1 pseudogene is annotated in these 357 nt (G+C 53.2%); it reads right to left on the reverse strand.

Annotated features, from left to right (window positions below):
- Window positions 1-311: pseudogene (locus ACTNBU_RS12775) on the reverse strand (IS5/IS1182 family transposase); the annotation flags it as partial.
- Between the last annotated feature and the right edge of the window lie 46 nt (window positions 312-357).

The following is a 357-nucleotide window of genomic DNA, read 5'->3' on the forward strand; positions in this document are numbered from 1 at the left end:
CGAGCCTGCTGGCGATAGGTCCGGGGCTTCTCGGGGTACAGATCACGGGCGGAAGGATACAGCAAATCGATCATCTTTTCTACCAGCTCCCGGGCGTGGTTCAGCAGCCCGACATCCGTCGGATAATGAATATCTGCCGGACAGCAGGTCGCGTCAAGAATCAGCGTTCCACGGTTCTCAGATTCTTCTGTCGGCTGTGCCGAGAGAGTGTCCTCACTGTCTTCCTGATTTACGGAATCATCTTCTTCGGGGTTATCCATGCTGGCAACTGCTTCTGGCGCAAAAACCAGATCGTTGATCCGTTGAATCATCTCAGGAGAAATACGCTTCCTGAAATGTGTCATCATGGATGCGTCG

Origin of the sequence: Dysosmobacter sp. HCP28S3_G4, from assembly GCF_052065175.1 — a bacterium.
Lineage (GTDB): Bacteria > Bacillota > Clostridia > Oscillospirales > Oscillospiraceae > Oscillibacter.